Consider the following 13,618-nt stretch of genomic DNA (forward strand, 5'->3'; position numbering starts at 1 on the left):
CGCCGTCAGCCGGCGCCCAGCGCGCTCTTGGGGTGCTGCTTCCCCCGCTCCGTGCGGCCCTCTGCCCACAGCGAGCGGACGTGGCCGAGGTGCCGGGTCATACACGCCTCCGCGCCCTCGACGTCGCCGGCCAGCATGAGGTCGAGGAGTTCCAGGTGCTCCTCGGCGGACGGAAGGAGTTCCCCGCTCTCGTCGAGTGCCGTCAGCCCGTAGAGCCGGGAGCGCTTGCGCAGCTCTCCGACGGCCTCGACGAGGCGCTCGTTGCCGGCGAGGCCGAGCAGGGTGAGGTGGAACCGGCGATCCGCCTCCAGATAGCCGATGAGGTCGTGCTCACGTGCGGCGCTGACGATCTCCTCGGCCACGGGGCGCAGCGCCTCGAGCTCCTCGCGCGGGGCGCTGCGCGTGATCCGGCCGACGGTCGGCACCTCGATCAGGGTGCGGATCTCCGTGTACTGGTCGAGATCGCGCTCATTGACCTCGGTGACCCGGAAGCCCTTGTTCCGTACCGGCTCGACCAGGCCCTCGCGCGCCAGATCGAGCATGGCCTCGCGCACGGGGGTGGCGGAGATGCCGAAGTCCGCCGCGAGCCCCGGTGCGGAGTAGACCTCGCCGGGGCGGAGCTCGCCGGAGATGAGGGCGGCGCGCAGGGCATGGGCGACCTGGTCGCGCAGCCGTTCCTGCGCGGTGATGAGGTTGGTCTGCTTCAGGTGCCCCATAGTGATTCCTCCGTGCTGCCGCGGATCATCAAGCGTACAATGTCACGTTGCTCCCGCGCCGTCTCCCGGGTGCGCCCGCCGCCCGCGCCGCGGCGCGCTGTGCCAACTCGCCCCGCATGCCCGCCGGTTATCGCCCATGGCGGATGAATGTGCGAAGTCATCCCCGAAGTGCTGAAAGAGTCGGATTGTTCGGTTGATCTTCTTTCAGGGTGAGTATCTGTATGACGACCCCCCCAGTCGTGGAAGGTGAACGCGTGAGCACCGTGATCGCGTCCAGCGGCCCGGTCGTGCTGACGGCCCCCGGCCGCATCCCCGGTCTGGGCCACGCCCTGCCGCTGCTGCGTGACCCGCTCGGCTTCCTCGCCTCGCTCTCCGGGCTCGGCGGTGTGGTGCGGATCCGCCTCGGCGTCCGCCCCGTGTACGTCGTCACCGATCCGGCGCTGGTGCACAGCCTGCTGGTGACCCACGCGTACGCCTGCCCGCGCGGCTCCGTGCACGAGACGCTCAAGGGTGCCTTCGGGGACGGGCTGCTGATGACCGACGGAACGTTGCACCGCTTCCGGCGCCGGGCCGTGCAGCCGGTGTTCGCGCCGGGCCGGATCGCCCGGTACGTTCCCGTGATGCGGGATGCGGTGCGGGAGCGGATCGACCGGTGGCGCCCGGGCCGGGTGCTGGACGTCAGCGTGGAGACGCACCACCTCGCGCTGGAGATCGTCACCTCGGTGCTCTTCGGCACCCGGCTGGCGGACGAGACCGCCGCCGCGTTCCAGCGCGCCCTGCCCGAGGTGGTGAAGGGGCAGATCGTGCACTCGCTGTACCCATGGCCGGTGCTGGCCCGGCTGCCGCTGCCGGTCAACCGCCGCTTCGCCGGAGCCGTCCGCGTCCTGAACGAGGTGGTCGACCAGGTCGTCCGGGACCACGAACCCGGACGCGACACCCTGCTCTCCGTACTGCGGGCCACCGTGGACCCCGAGACGCAGGAGGTGCTGCGCGAGCGGGATGTGCGGTCCGAGGTCGTCACCATGCTCGGAGCGGGGACCGAAACCGTCTCGACCACACTGGCCTGGCTCTTCCACGAACTGCTGGAGCATCCGCACATCCACGCCCGGGTGCTGGCCGAGGTCGACGAACACCTCGCGGACGGCGAGGAGTTCGGCATGGACGCGGTCGAACGGCTCACGTACACCCGGCGCGTGATCCACGAAGTGCTCCGGCTCCACACCCCCAACGCCTTTCTCACGCGCGTCGCCACCCGGCCCGTGCGGCTCGGCGGCTACCGTGTCCCGGCCGGGGCCGAACTCCTCTACAGCCTCACCGCACTCCACCGCGACCCCGCCCGGTACCCGGACCCCCTGCGCTTCGACCCCGACCGCCGGCGGCCCGGATCCGACGCGGATGGCCCCTCCCGCCACAGTTATCTCCCCTTCGGCGCCGGCAAGCACAAGTGTGTCGGCGACACCCTCGCACTGGCCGAACTCGTCGTCGCGGTGGCGACCGTCCTCAGACGCTGGCAGCTGATCCGCGTCCCCGGGACGCGGGCACGCGAGGTCGTCTGGACGACGGTCCAGGCCCAGGGGCTCCACGTCACGGTCGCCCCGCGCCGATAGCGCCCCGGCCCGACGCGGTCTCCACCAGCGATGCGACACGTCAGCGACGCGATACGCCAGCCATTCAGGAAAACACCGTGGGACAGCGCCTCGACCTCCCCCTGCCTGCCGTGCCGCCGAGCGCCGGAACGCCGCACGCCGCGCGGAAGAACGCCGCCTGGATCGCGCGGCACCGGCTCCTCGCCGGCGAGGAAGAGCTGCGCCGGCACCTGTCCTTCGACCTGCCGCGGCTGATCGTCTCCTCGTATCCGCACGCCGAGGGTCCCGACCTCGACCTGCTGGTGGACATCCTGAGCTGGTTCACCGTCGTGGACGACCTGTTCGACGGACCGGCCGGCCGGTCGTCCGCCGCCGCACGCGCCCTCGTCGCCCCGCTCACCGCCGTACTGCGCGTCGACGGCGCGAGCGGGCCCTCCACCGGTGGGGCGCGGACCGTGCTGGAGCGGGCATGGCGGGACCTGTGGCACCGGCAGGCTCACGACATGACCCGGACATGGCGGGCCCGCGCGGCCCGGGAATGGGAGGACTGCCTCGGCACGTTCGTCCAGGAGGCGACCCACCGCGAGGCGGGGACCCTGCCCACCGTCGAGGAGGGCATCCGGCTGCGCCGTCACTCCAGCTGCCTGTACCCCTTCATGAACATGCTGGAGCGCGTGACCGGAGGCGAGCTGCCCCCGGCGCTCGTCGAGGACCCGCTCCTCCAGCGCCTGCGCGCGGACACGGCGGACGCCGCGACCTACATCAACGACCTCTTCTCGCTCGAACGCGAGGAACGCCAGGCCCAGCCGTTCAACATGGTGCGGATCCTCCAGGCCCGGTGTGGCCTGCGGCGGGACGAGGCGATCGCGGCCGTCCGCGACCGGGTGCACCGGTCGCTGCGGGACAGCGCGGAGTCGCGCGCCCGGCTCGCGGCAGCCCACCCGGCCGCCCGGCCGTATCTGGACGGCACGGCCGACCTCATCACCGGCGTGTACGCGTGGACGTCGAACACCCGTCGCTACCACCACCCCGCCGCGGACCGGTAGTCGGGGATTCCCTCGTTCGTGGGGCGTACGAGGTAAACCGGGACGGGTAGTTCACAACCGCAACCTAATGAGGTTCTGCGACGGAAATCCCCGCAGATCCGGATCCGGCCGACCGACCCCGTTCCAAGGTGAGGCACATGACCGACGACGAGAACGTTCTCGACATCAAGCTCGACCGCTCGTTCGACATGCTCGACGCCGACGGCGACGGGAAGTTGGAGGAACAGGATCTGCTGGTGCTGGCCGGCAGGCTGGGCGGAGCCTTCGACGTGGACGCCAAGGGCCCCGTCGAACGCCTCCAGCGCGCCTTCGCCGCGCTGTGGGAGGCCGACCTGAAGAACATGGGCACCGACGGCACCGAGGCGATCGACCGCGAGGAGTTCCGCTCCGGCGTACGCAGAGCCGTGGACGCCGACCGTGACGGGTTCCTCGGCCGCATGAACCAGATGCTGGAGGCATGGCTGGACATCTGCGACAGCGACAGAGACGGGCGCATCAGCCTCGACGACTTCATCACCATGTACGCCAAGACCCTGGCCCTGTTCCCCGACAGCCTCGCGGAGGCGTTCACCCGGCTCGACACCGACGGCGACGGCATGCTGAGCCGCAGCGACATCCACCGCGCGGTCGAGGAGTACTACACCAGCGAGGAGCCGCAGACCCCAGGGAACTGGCTCTTCGGTCCGCTCTGAAGCGATCCGTCCCGTGTCACCCCGGCCCGTGCGTGACCCGGATCTTGGACTGACCGTGCGGACGCTGTTCCCAGTCCTCCATGAAGCGGGCGGCGAGGCCGTGTCCGCGGGCCAGTTCCAGCAGCGTCTCGGTGCGGTAGTAGAAGTCCTCGCGGAGCACGTGGTGTTCGTTGCCCTCCGTGCGGTCGAAGGTGAAGTCGAAGAACCCTCCGGGTGCCAGGACCCGGCCGACATGGGCCAGGCACTCGTCGATGACGTCGAGTGGGGAGTGCGAGAAGACGCTGTGCGCGTGGACCACCGTGAACCGTCCGCTGGGCAGGAAGTCCAGCGTCAGATCGGTGGTGAGCGCCAGATACGGCAGCTTGTCCCGCAGGCCGCGGCCCACGAGGGTCCGATGGGCTTCGAGCAGGATGTCGGGGGAGATGTCGATCCCGTAGTAGTGGCCCGGCTGGAGGTAGTCGATGAACCGCCAGCCCGCCCGGAGGTTGCCGCACCCGATCTCCAGCATCCGGTCCTGCGGGGTGAGCCCGTGCTCGGTGAGGTAGTCGAACTGCATCCGGCCGAGTGCCAGCCACCGCTCCGCCGACGCGCTCCCCACCGCCGCGTCGGGGCTCCGCGCCGTGTCCGACGCCATGACGGCCCGGTAGTAGGCGATGTGGTCGCGGTGCCTGGTGCGCAGCCAGGCGTCCCGCGCCGCCCGCCGCAGATGGGCGGGAATCCGCCGGGGGTGCCGTACCGCGTAGCGGGCCTTGTGCGCGAGGCCGGTGCGGTCCCGGTGCGGCCTCGGCGCTGATATGTCGGGCATCGCGGCTCTCCGTGGCTCGGAGCGGGTACGGGCGCCCCCCTCGGGGGAGCGTAACCGGGCGCGGTCGGGGCCGCAGCCCGGGCGTCGCCGCCGTGTACCGGCCGCCCCGCCGCCGCGCGGGGTGGTTGGCGACTGACTAGCGTGAAGGCCAGGACCATCCACCCACCGAGCAGGAGGGAGCGGAGCCATGGCCGCACCACCTGAAGGCACCCCGTGCTGGGCCGACGCGATGTTCAGTGACGTGGAGGGTGCGAAGAGCTTCTACGGGCACGTGCTGGGCTGGACCTTCGGCGAGAGCGCCTCGGAGTACGGCGGCTACACACAGGCGTACTCCGACGGCAAGGCCGTCGCCGCCGTCGTCCCCCCGATGCCCGGCAGCGAAGGCCAGTCGGCCTGGTGCCTGTACTTCGCGTCGCCCGATGTCACCGCCACCGCCGGGAAGATCCGCGAGAACGGCGGTGAGCTGGTGATGGAGCCGATGCGGGTCGGCGAGTTCGGCTCGATGCTGCTCGCCCGAGAGCCCAGCGGCGCGGTCTTCGGTGTCTGGCAGGCAGGCACCCACGAGGGTTTCGAGAAGCGCGGTGGGCCGGGCGCGTACTGCTGGGCCGAGGTCTTCACCCGCGATCCCGGCAAGCCGGACGCCTTCTTCCCCGCCGTCTTCCCCTTCCGCGTCCAGCGCATGGCGGACGACGCCATCGACTACAAGGTCTTCAACCTCGGCGGCGACCCCGTCCTCGGGCGCATGACGATGACGGACGAGTTCCCGCCCGAGATCCCGTCGTACATCCAGGTGTACTTCGGCGTCGAGGACTGCGACGCGGCGGTGGCCAGGGCGGCCGAGCGCGGCGGGATCCTGCGCTTCGGGCCGCTGGTCACCCCGTTCGGGCGGTTCGCGGCGCTGTCCGACCCGCAGGGAGCGGCGTTCTCCGTGATCGACATGAGCACGACGGAGGGGGACGTGCCAGCCATGATCGACGAGCCCTGAGCGCCTTGAGCGCCTTGAGGCCCCCCGGGCACGTTCGGCCGGAACGGCCGGGGCACCTCGGTCGGGCATCCGGAGATGAGGTTGGGCATCCGGAGATACGGTCCTAGCCTGGGGGAGTGCGAGGTGACCTGGTCACGTTGTCCCTCTGCGGCGACGTGATGCTCGGCCGCGGCGTCGACCAGATCCTTCCGCATCCCGGCGACCCGGCGCTGCGGGAGGGCTGGGTCAAGGACGCCCGCGTCTATGTCGAGCTGGCGGAAGCGGTGAACGGGCCGATTCCGCGCCCGGTCGACTTCGCCTGGCCGTGGGGCGACGCGCTGCGGGTACTCGACGAGGCCGCCCCCGAGGCCCGGGTGATCAACCTGGAGACCAGCGTCACGCGGACCGACACCTTCGCGCCGGGCAAGGGCATCCACTACCGGATGCACCCCGACAACGTGCCGTGCCTGGCCGCCGCGCGGCCCGACGTCTGCGTCCTGGCCAACAACCACGTCCTGGACTTCGGCCACCCCGGTCTGGAGGAGACCCTCGACACCCTGGCCGCCGCGGGGCTGCGCACGGCGGGCGCGGGACGGGACGCCGACCGGGCGCGGCGCCCCGCCGTCGTCCCCGTCGGCGGCGGCCGGCGGGTGCTGGTGTTCTCCGTCGGACTGCCGTCCAGCGGCATCCCGCGGCGCTGGGCGGCGACGGACGACCGCGGCGGGGTCGACTTCGTGGCCGAGGCGTCGGACGCCGCCGCGAGCGCCGTGGCCGACCGGGTACGGGAGACAAAGCTGCCCGGCGACGTGGCGGTCGTCTCCGTCCACTGGGGTTCCAACTGGGGCTACGACATCCCCCGCGACCAGGTCCGCTTCGCGCACCGGCTGATCGACGGCGGGGTGGACGTCGTGCACGGACACTCCTCGCACCACGCCCGCCCCCTGGAGGTGTACGGGGGAAAGCTGATCCTCTACGGCTGCGGCGACTTCGTCGACGACTACGAGGGCATCCGCGGCTACGCGCAGTACCGGGACGACCTGCGGCCGCTGTACCTCGCCTCGGTGGAGACCGGCACCGGCAGGCTCGACCGGCTGCGGATCGTCGTCCTGCAGGCCCGCCGGATGCGGCTGTGGCGCGCCTCGGGCGAGGACGCCGGGTGGCTGCGGGCGGTGCTGGACCGGGTCGGCCGAGGCTTCGGCACGCGCGTCGGCTCCGAGCCGGACGGCACGCTCACGCTGCTGCGGCCGGGAGAGGCCTGAGGAACGGGACGGCGCCCGGCAGGAACGGGACGGCGCCCGGCCGCGCGGCCGGGTTGGCCGCGCGATCCGGGCGCCGATCAGGCGTGTCACCGGTCAGACATGGGCCGCCGTACGGTCCTCGGCGGGCGACTTGACCACCGCGGCCGCCGCGGCCGGGGTGCGGCGGCGGGGCAGGCGGAGCGCCGGGAGGAGGGCGAGGAGCATGAGCGCAACGGCCCACAGGTAGGTCTCGGCGAACGGCTCGGCGCGGGTGGGCACGGTGGCGCCGCCGCTGCCGTTGACGGAGAGCATGACCGAGAAGAACGCGATGCCGATCGAGGCCCCCGCCTGGGAGGTGATCTGGAGCGCCGTCGACGCCGACGGGGCGTCGTCCGGGGACAGGCCACGCGTGGCGGCGGCCATCGTCGGCATCATGGTCAGCCCCACGCCGATCCCCATGACGGCCAGTGAGCCGGCCAGCCGCCAGTACGCGGCGGCTTCGGCCAGGTGCAGGCTGAGCAGCGCCACTCCGAGCGCCGCCAGGGTGATGCCGGAGGTGACGAGCATCCGCGGGGACACCCGGTCCGACAGCCGTCCGGAGAACTGCATGGTCACGCCGGCGGCGAGCGCCAAGGGGGCACCCATCAGCCCGGAGGCGACGACGGACTCGCCACGGACGATCTGGAAGTACATCGGGAGCAGCAGCATGCTGCCGAAGTAGCCGACGACGAACAGGAACAGGGTCGCCGCACCGGCCGCGAAGGCCTTGTCGCGGTACAGCCGCAGGTCGATCAGCGGGTGCGGGGACCGCTGGGCCCGCACGACGAAGCCCACGACCAGGGCGGCGCCCAGCAGCGCCGGGAGCAGCGCGTCGAGCGAGCCGAAGTCGCGGCGCTCGGCGCCGGTTGACACCCCGTAGATGAATCCGGCCAGGCCCGGGGAGAGCATCAGCAGTCCGGGGATGTCCAGCCGCCGGCCGGGCGCTCCTTGCGTCCGCGGGAAGATCCGGGCGGCCAGGAGGAACGCGGCGATCCCGACAGGGACGTTGATGGTGAACATCCACCGCCAGGAGAAGGAGTCCACCAGCCAGCCGCCCAGGATGGGGCCTGCGAGGGGCCCGATGAGAATCGGGATGCCCATGATGCTCATGATGCGGCCCATGGTCTGCGGGGTGGCGGCGCGCATCATGATCGTCATGCCGGTCGGCGTGATCATGCCGCCGCCCAGCCCCTGGACCACCCGGAACGCCACCAGCGACTCGGCCGACCAGGCCAGTCCGGCCAGGAGGGAGCCGAGGACGAAAAGGATCAGGGCCGTCATGTAGACCCGCTTGGTGCCGAAGCGGTGGATCGCCCACGCCGTCACGGGGATCACGGCGGCCAGGGCCAGGGAGTAGCCGGAGGCCACCCACTGGATGGTGGAGAGGGGCGCGTCGAAGTGCTCGGCCAGCGGGTGCATGGCGACGTTCACCACGGTCACGTCCAGCACCGACATGATGGAGCCGAGGGTGACGACGGAGGCCAGGGCCGCGACCTTCGGCGCGGCGGAGGTTGGCGTATGGGGCATGGGGAGCCTCGACTTTCGGTGACCGGTGGACCGCGGTGGACCGAGGGGCACCGCGGTGGTGGGGCGGGGCTCGTGTTCCCGCCGTGCCACGAGGTTCCGACATGAACCAAGGTTTAAGTCAAGCGGTCCGGTGCCGGTCCGGTGTCAGTCCGGTGCCGGTCCGTGCACCCGTCACCCTTGGTCACCTTTTCGTACTGAACTCCTATTCCCTCCAAAGGGTGTTGTGAATTCAGACTTTCAACGGACAGACCCGACAATGGCGGAGCGTCCGCTGTCACGCCACCCCCCTGGAGATGCCGTTGCCTGGTTACGACATGCCCACGTCGCCCAAGACGGACCTGAGGAGCTATTCCGCTCCCTCGCTCGGATACGCGCTGTTCGCCACCCGATGGCTCCAAGCCCCGCTGTACTTCGGGCTGGTGGCCGCACAAGGCGTGTACGTCTTCAAGTTCTTCTCCGAACTGTGGCACCTGGTCCAGCATGTCGTCAGCGGTCACGCCGACGAGACCCACGTCATGCTCGCCGTCCTCAAGCTCGTCGACGTGGTGATGATCGCCAACCTGCTGATCATGGTGATCGTCGGCGGCTACGAGACGTTCGTCTCCCGTATCGGCCTCCAGGGGCACCGGGACCAGCCCGAGTGGCTCTCGCACGTCAACTCCAACGTGCTGAAGGTCAAGCTCGCCACCGCCATCGTGGGCATCTCCTCGGTCCACCTGCTCCAGATGTTCGTCGACGTCGACCACACCTCCCGGCACTCCCTGCAGTGGGGAACGGTGATCCACATGGCGTTCATCGCCTCCGCCGCGATCCTCGCGTACATGACCGGCCCCATGGACATGCGCGGCGCCACGAGCCACGCCGGACGGAGCCGCATGGGAGATGCGGACGTCACGGAGGGCCTCGGCCGTGCCCGCGCCCTCGCCGCACTGATTCCGGCCCAGCACCCGGCGGCCCTGCCCGCCGGGTCCGAGGATCTCGCCGTCGCCCAGGAGGCCCCCGGCGCCGAGTCCCGCATCCGCGCCGCGGGGTTCCCCGCCCGTAAGACGCTGCAGGAGTTCGACCACGGCCATCAGCGGTCCCTCGACCGGGAGTCCGTCGCCCGGCTGGGGGCGCTGGACTTCGTCACGGCCAGGGAGAACCTGCTCCTCGTCGGCCCGCCCGGCACCGGCAAGACGCATCTGGCCACCGCGCTGGGCCTGCGCGCCTGCCAGGCCGGACACGACGTGCTGTTCGCCACCGCCACCGAGTGGGCGGCCCGGCTGAGCGAGGCCCGCGACGCGGGCCGCCTGGCCGGGGAACTGGCCAGGCTGGACGACTACGCACTGCTGGTCGTCGACGAGATCGGCTACGTCCCCTTCGACGCCGAGACGGCCAACCTCTTCTTCCGGCTCGTCTCCCACCGCTACGAGCGAGCCTCGCTGATCGTCACCAGCGACAAGCATCTGGACCGCTGGCCCGAGGTCTTCGGCGACAACGCCGTCACCTCCGCCATGATCGACCGCCTGGCCCACCACGCCGAGATCATCCATCTCCAGGGCGACAGCTACCGCACCCGGGGCCGCGGCGCCGCGCCCGACCCCGTCCTCTCGCCCTCCGTCAACGCCCGCTGAGCACGGGGCCCGGGCTCGGGCCTGGGCCCGGTGTCAGGCATCCAGCAGCCAGGCCACGAGGGCGCGTACCGCGCCGGAGACGACCGCGGCGGCGATCTCGCCGATCAGGGGCAGGCGCCCACCGCGATCGCCGTCGGCGCAGCGGAGACGGTCACGGACGGGGCGGCGGCGGTGCGAAGTCGAGGTGGGGCCGGTGACGGTCATGGGCGGTCTCCTTCACGAGGCAGGCCCGGCCGGTGCGTTGCGGGGGCTTCCCGGCGGCGGCTGTCCGCCGGGAAGGCCGGAAGGCAAGGGCGGGGCAAGGGAGAAGACGCTGGGGGGAACTGGATGAACCTGTGAGCGCGTTACGAGGCGGAGGGCCGCCCGGCGCTGTGCCGACTGCTCGCTGTGTCCTCGCGTGGACCAGCGGAATTCCTGACCGGGGCATTCCCGAGCATGCGGGAATAACAGCATGATGGGCTGCTGGAACACGCAATCCCATGGCGGCGCGCGTCGTTGACGCGAATTCCCCCGCTCGGTCTAAGAATTCCCGGGACGGGGGGCGGGGCAACTGCACGCACCCGCCAAGCGGTTCGCCGCGCCGTGGCCTGAAGCCGACGGTCCCCGCGGCGACCCCGGCCGAGTGGACTTAGGGTTACCTAACCTACGCGGGATCGGGAAGGGGAACACGATGGCTGAGACCGGGCAACGGACGCCGGGCGCCGAGGACCACGCACGAGTGATCCAGCTGATATTCGGGGCCATGGCGGGTCAACTGATGGGCGCCGCCGTACGCCTGCGGGTACTCGACCGCATCGGCGACGGCGAACGGCATGCGGACGACCTCGCGGCGGAGTGCGGCACGCATCCCCAGGCCACGACCAGGATGCTGCGCGCGCTGGCCGGGCTCGGACTGCTCGCCGAGACAGCCTCCGGCGCGTTCTCCGCCACCGCGACCGGCGCCCTGCTGCGCACCGACCGGCCTGACTCCAAGGCGTCGTTGGTCGGCCTGTTCGCCGACCCGGCGATGCTTCGCGCCTGGGAGCACCTGGACGACAGCGTCCGCACCGGCGAGCGCTCCTTCGACAAGGTCTTCGGCACGGACTTCTTCGGCTACCTCAAAGACCACCAGGCGCTGTCGGAGCAGTTCAACGAGGCGATGAGCCAGGGCACCCGAGGCGTCGCCGAACTCCTCCCCGAAGCCTGCGATTTCGGCCGCTTCACCACCGTGGCCGATGTGGGCGGCGGCGACGGCACCCTGCTCGCCGCCGTCCTGAGGGCGTACCCGGACGTGCGCGGCATCGTCTACGACACCGCCGAGGGGCTGGCCCAGGCCGACCCGGTACTGGACCGGGACGGGCTCACCGGCCGCTGCGCCCTGGTGGCCGGCGACTTCTTCGCCGCCGCGCCCGAGGGCGCCGACGCCCACCTGCTCAAGAGCGTGCTGCACGACTGGAGCGACGAGCAGTCGGCCGTCATCCTCGGCCACTGCCGCCGGGCACTGCCGGACCACGGCCGGGTCCTGATCGTCGAGGTGGTGCTGCCCGAGACGGCCGACACCGGCTACGGCGGCCTGCCCTATCTCAGCGACCTCAACATGCTGGTGAACCTGGGCGGCCGGGAACGCACCCGCGCCGAGTTCGAGGAGCTGTGCGGACGTTCGGGCCTGGCGGTCGCCTCCGTCACGCCGCTGGCCGAGGGCAACCCGTACTGCCTGATCGAGGCCCGGCCCGTCTGACGCCCGTACCGGCCCGCGACGTGCCGGCGCGCCCGTGCGCGAGGCGAAGCCGCCTCGCGCACGGGCGCGTTGGCGCCGGGGCAGTACGTCAGGGGGCCGGCACCGGCTCCCGCACGGCGTCGACGCCCGGCGCCTCCGCCGCCGGCCCGGCGTCCGCGCCCTCGATGTGCTGCTTGGGGCGGGCCGGCAGCGCGAACATCACGGCGAAGATGGCCGCCAGGACGCCGACCACCCACCACAAGGACTGCTGGAACGCGTCCGTGAACGCCTGGCCCGCCGTGCCCGGCGCGGCGGACAGCTGCTCATCGCCGATCGCCCCGAAGAAGACCACCGACACCAGGCCGAGCCCGAGCGCGTTGCCCATCTGCATGGTGGTGTTGATGAGCCCGGACGCCGAGCCGGCGTGCTCACGCGGCACCTCCGACAGCACCGCGTCCGTCAGCGGCGCGACGATCAGACCCATGCCCGTGCCCATCACGACCAGCGGGAGCGCCATCTGCCAGGAGGCGATGTCCGTGCCGTACCGCCCTGCCTCCCATATGTAGAGCAGCAGACCCGCGGCCATCGTCAGCGCACCGCCCTGGAGCACCTTCCGGCCGAAGCGCGGTACCAGCTTCTGTACGGACATACCTGCCGCGGCCGACACGGCGAGGGAGAACGGGATACCGGTCAGACCGGCCCGCAGCGCGCTCCAGCCGAGCCCCATCTGCATGTACAGCGTCCAGACCAGGAAGAAGATGCCGCACGCGACGCCGAACGTCAGCTGCACCGCGATACCGGCGGCGAAGCTCTTGACGCGGAACAGGCTGAGCTCGACCAGCGGCGAGCCGTCCTTGCGCGCCTTGCGCCGCTCGTACGCCACGAACACCCCGAGGACGACGAGGCTGCCCGCCATCGACGCGTACCCCCACAGCGGCCAGTCCAGCTCATGGCCGCGGGTGAGCGGGTAGATCAGCATCAGCAGGCCGAGCGTGACGAGCGCGACGCCGACGAGATCCAGCCGCAGCGCCATGGGTGCCTTGGACTCGGTGATGTACTTGCGGCCCAGCAGCAGGCCCAGCACGCCGACCGGCAGGTTGATCAGGAAGATCGGCCGCCATTCGAGGCCGAAGAGGTTCCACTGCGTGAGCAGCGCCCCCAGCATCGGTCCGGACACCGCGCCGAGCCCGACGACCGCGCCGAACAGGCCGAAGACCTTGCCGCGCTCATGCGCGGGGAAGGTGGCGTGCACGATCGAGAGGACCTGCGGCACCATCAGCGAGGCCATGGCCCCCTGGAGGAGCCGGGCGGCGACGAGCACCTCCGGGTTCGGGGCGACGCCGCAGAGCGCGGAGGCGACGGTGAAGCCACCGATCCCGATCAGGAAGAGCCGCTTGCGGCCGTGGATGTCGCCGAGGCGGCCGCCCGTGATCAGCCCGGCCGCGAAGGCGAGGGCGTATCCGGCGGTGATCCACTGGATCGCGCTCAGCGAGGCGCCGGTGTCCTGCTTGATGCTCGGGACGGCGATGTTGACGATCGTGACGTCGACCAGGTCCATGAAGGCCGCGGTCATCACGATGGCGAGCGCGAACCAGCGGCGGCGGTCGTTCGGAGAGGCCGCCTGAGCGGGTTCCTGAGGTGCTGCTGAAGTCATACGGTGAACCTAGACCTCATATAGGTCAGCTTCTGTCCCACA

Annotated in this window: 12 protein-coding genes; 7 read left to right on the top strand and 5 right to left on the bottom strand. The window is 71.3% G+C overall.

Going from position 1 to position 13,618, the window contains the following annotated elements:
- Positions 1–5: 5 nt before the first annotated feature.
- Complete coding sequence (locus ACQUSR_RS30555) at positions 6–716, bottom strand: GntR family transcriptional regulator (protein ID WP_431046110.1); 711 nt, start codon at positions 714–716, stop codon at positions 6–8.
- A gap of 254 nt (positions 717–970) precedes the next feature.
- On the opposite strand from ACQUSR_RS30555, the gene ACQUSR_RS30560 reads away from it, so the two are divergent.
- The 3 genes from ACQUSR_RS30560 (at position 971) to ACQUSR_RS30570 (ending at position 4,040) form a co-directional block, all read left to right on the top strand.
- Complete coding sequence (locus ACQUSR_RS30560; RefSeq protein WP_431046112.1) at positions 971–2,323, top strand: cytochrome P450; 1,353 nt, start codon at positions 971–973, stop codon at positions 2,321–2,323.
- 77 nt (positions 2,324–2,400) lie between these two features.
- Complete coding sequence (locus ACQUSR_RS30565; protein WP_431046114.1) at positions 2,401–3,348, top strand: terpene synthase family protein; 948 nt, start codon at positions 2,401–2,403, stop codon at positions 3,346–3,348.
- A gap of 137 nt (positions 3,349–3,485) precedes the next feature.
- Positions 3,486–4,040 (top strand): EF-hand domain-containing protein, encoded by a 555-nt coding sequence (locus tag ACQUSR_RS30570; protein ID WP_431046116.1) that lies wholly within the window; start codon positions 3,486–3,488, stop codon positions 4,038–4,040.
- A 16-nt stretch (positions 4,041–4,056) separates the two neighbouring features.
- Here the strand turns inward: ACQUSR_RS30570 and ACQUSR_RS30575 are convergent, their stop codons facing one another.
- Positions 4,057–4,845 (bottom strand): class I SAM-dependent methyltransferase, encoded by a 789-nt coding sequence (locus tag ACQUSR_RS30575; RefSeq protein ID WP_431046118.1) that lies wholly within the window; start codon positions 4,843–4,845, stop codon positions 4,057–4,059.
- Between the two features lie 187 nt (positions 4,846–5,032).
- Between ACQUSR_RS30575 and ACQUSR_RS30580 the strand changes: the two genes are divergently transcribed.
- Together ACQUSR_RS30580 and ACQUSR_RS30585 are read left to right on the top strand one after the other, a co-directional pair.
- Positions 5,033–5,830 (top strand): VOC family protein, encoded by a 798-nt coding sequence (locus ACQUSR_RS30580; protein WP_431046120.1) that lies wholly within the window; start codon positions 5,033–5,035, stop codon positions 5,828–5,830.
- A gap of 116 nt (positions 5,831–5,946) precedes the next feature.
- A complete protein-coding gene (locus tag ACQUSR_RS30585; protein ID WP_431046122.1) occupies positions 5,947–7,068 on the top strand; it encodes a CapA family protein in 1,122 nt (373 codons plus the stop codon).
- Positions 7,069–7,161: 93 nt separating this feature from the next.
- Here ACQUSR_RS30585 and ACQUSR_RS30590 read toward each other — a convergent pair whose 3' ends face one another.
- Entirely contained in the window at positions 7,162–8,613 is a 1,452-nt protein-coding gene (locus ACQUSR_RS30590; protein ID WP_431046124.1) for a DHA2 family efflux MFS transporter permease subunit, read from the bottom strand.
- 314 nt (positions 8,614–8,927) lie between these two features.
- Between ACQUSR_RS30590 and istB the strand changes: the two genes are divergently transcribed.
- Positions 8,928–10,226, top strand: a complete 1,299-nt coding sequence (istB, locus tag ACQUSR_RS30595) for an IS21-like element helper ATPase IstB (protein ID WP_431046126.1) — start codon at positions 8,928–8,930, stop codon at positions 10,224–10,226.
- Between the two features lie 33 nt (positions 10,227–10,259).
- On the opposite strand, the gene ACQUSR_RS30600 is transcribed toward istB, so the two are convergent.
- Positions 10,260–10,430: a hypothetical protein gene (locus ACQUSR_RS30600; RefSeq protein ID WP_431046128.1), complete on the bottom strand. Its 171-nt coding sequence runs from the start codon at positions 10,428–10,430 to the stop codon at positions 10,260–10,262.
- Between the two features lie 466 nt (positions 10,431–10,896).
- Between ACQUSR_RS30600 and ACQUSR_RS30605 the strand changes: the two genes are divergently transcribed.
- Positions 10,897–11,943 carry a methyltransferase gene (locus tag ACQUSR_RS30605; protein ID WP_431046130.1) on the top strand — a complete coding sequence of 349 codons (1,047 nt, stop codon included), beginning with the start codon at positions 10,897–10,899 and terminating at the stop codon, positions 11,941–11,943.
- Positions 11,944–12,031: 88 nt separating this feature from the next.
- On the opposite strand, the gene ACQUSR_RS30610 is transcribed toward ACQUSR_RS30605, so the two are convergent.
- Entirely contained in the window at positions 12,032–13,576 is a 1,545-nt protein-coding gene (locus ACQUSR_RS30610; protein WP_431046132.1) for an MFS transporter, read from the bottom strand.
- Positions 13,577–13,618 lie beyond the last annotated feature (42 nt).

The sequence above is a fragment of the Streptomyces sp. P1-3 genome (assembly GCF_050613155.1).
In the GTDB taxonomy this organism is placed as follows: Bacteria; Actinomycetota; Actinomycetes; order Streptomycetales; family Streptomycetaceae; genus Streptomyces.